Origin of the sequence: Flavobacterium sp. (assembly GCF_043780635.1) — a bacterium.
Lineage (GTDB): Bacteria > Bacteroidota > Bacteroidia > Flavobacteriales > Flavobacteriaceae > Flavobacterium.
The window spans coordinates 1-2,213 of record NZ_JAYWCK010000116.1 but is presented as its reverse complement, the minus strand read 5'-3'; the positions used below and the strand labels follow the sequence as shown (position 1 = coordinate 2,213).

Here is a 2,213-nt window from a genome sequence, read left to right as displayed (position 1 = left end):
ATTTTTGGCAAGTTTTGATCAAAATTTGTTTTAAAATCGGCATTGAATCGAGGCGTCGAACCGTTTTTATCTTTCGCTCGCAAGCCATGATACGAAAGTTTTAAATATTCGTCGGCTAAAGCATTAATATCGGTCAATTCTTTTACACCCGTACTTGCTCTTGAGTGTTCGAGCATTCCTTTTACAATACTACTTGCTCGCTTGCCGTGGTGATTGATTTTCTCTAAATTTTGCTTCAAATCTCCTGAAATTGCTTTCACTTCTTCCAAGTTTCCGTTGTCAATTTCTTCATTCATTTCATCAATTAATTCTCCACTCAACTCCGAAAAATTATTTACAAAATTCAATGGGTTTTGAATTTCGTGGGCAATGCCTGCCGTAAGTTCGCCGAGGGAAGCCAATTTCTCAGATTGGATGAGTTGAGCCTGAGCAGCTTTGAGATTAAATAAAGATTGTTGAAGTTCAGTGGTACGTTCTGTTACTTGGTTTTCGAGCTCTTCATTATGTGTGGCGAGGATATGCTGCTTTTCTTTTTCTTTTTCTAAATTTTCTTTTGACAATTTTTGAATTTCGTCCAATTGCTCTTTTAAACTCCGATTAGATGAACCAAACTCCCAAGCTAATTGCAACGAAAACATGAGTGGAGCACTCAAATCACTTAGAAATCCCCCGATTTCCCTTATTATTGAAAAGGAACTATACAACGGCGGAAATAAATGAAATAAATTTCCGATGAAGAAAACAAAAAAGAGTGTACCTAAAAATTGACCAATACCCAATATCCAAAAGCCAGGACGTTTATCTCTGATACCTAAAATAGTAATTCGCCATGTTTCAAGTCCTATCAATATATTAATAAACATTAAAAAAAAGTTTTCAATAAATGGATACAGGATTATTGAAATATTAATAATCATCACTATTACTATTAGCCAAGATCTAAGAGGCATCTTTCTATAATATATGCTATAAATAAAAAGTAAAGACCAGCCTCCAACTAATGAAACTGAAGATTTCCACAGCAAATTTGACCACGCATAGATTGAAGCATCAGTCGTTATGCCTGCTATTAACATACTTGAAAAAAGGACTGAGAAATTTAATAAATATAAAGCTGTAAAAAGACTCGCCAACCGCTGTGGATAAAATAAAAAAAGGAAGAAAAAAAGCAACGTAAATGCTAAATACAAACTCATTGAAAATACGCCATGATATGTTACGATAGAGGTGGATATATATGATTCTGATAATGGTGCAATGGTCAGGCAAAATCCTAAAAACAATTTGGGTTGTAATACTTTATCAAACTTATGTGCGGCATATCGTACCCTAAATGTATGAATCCTTTCATTATTGAGCATTGCGGTAAATGGTTTTCGAGGTAAAAAACTTTTGCCTTTACCAGAAGTAGCCAATACATCCCCATAACAACGAACCAACTTACCATCTAAATAAATTTCTGATGCACCAAAATGGCCCATATTCAAAGCAATTAATTTTCCATTTAATGAGTCTGGTACTTTAAATCTTTGTTGAAACCAGCCAATACCCGACCATGCCAAAGGTTTACCTTTAGCATTTTGTAGCAGTATAGGATTTGCCTTTATCCAAGTAGCTTTTGCATCCAAGTTTTCAAATTCAATATGTCCATCTGGGAAATATTCCCAGACGGTGTCTAAAGGAATGCGTGAAAATTTAGACACATCGCTTAAATAACCGTACTCAATAGCTTCTCCTTGAGCTAAAGTTGAAAAACTTTGAAATAAAAGCATTCCAAAAACGACCAATTTCTGTATTTTCATAAAAGGAATAATTTTATTGTAAACTCACTCCCCTCTCCTTCAACACTCTCCACCTCCAAAGTCCCTCCATGAGCTTTGGTAATAATATCATAAGCCAAACTTAGTCCCAAACCTGTACCTTCGCCCGTTGGTTTTGTGGTAAAAAAAGGTTGGAAAATTTTGGCTTTTACACTGTCGGACATACCTAAACCGTTATCTTGAATTTTGATTACAATTTCATCTTCTTCTAAGTGCGTTTCGATATTCACCAATGGTTTATAGCCTTCCAAGTTTAGCTTATTTTTTTGTTGAACCGTATAAAAAGCGTTGTTGATCACATTTAATAAAACTCGCCCAAAATCTTGCGGGATTATCTTTATTTTTGGCAAGTTTTGATCAAAATTTGTTTTAAAATCGGCATTGAATCGAGGC

General features: G+C 34.7%; 2 protein-coding genes. Both read right to left on the bottom strand.

All coding sequences use genetic code 11. From position 1 onward, the window contains the following. The coding region (locus tag ACH2BV_RS10425; RefSeq protein ID WP_395050665.1) for a histidine kinase dimerization/phospho-acceptor domain-containing protein at positions 1-1,802 on the bottom strand (1,802 nt) is incomplete at its 3' end. Further along, a partial coding sequence (locus tag ACH2BV_RS10420) for a sensor histidine kinase (protein ID WP_395050664.1) occupies positions 1,799-2,213 on the bottom strand: 415 nt, incomplete at its 5' end. The genes ACH2BV_RS10420 and ACH2BV_RS10425, both read right to left, overlap by 4 nt.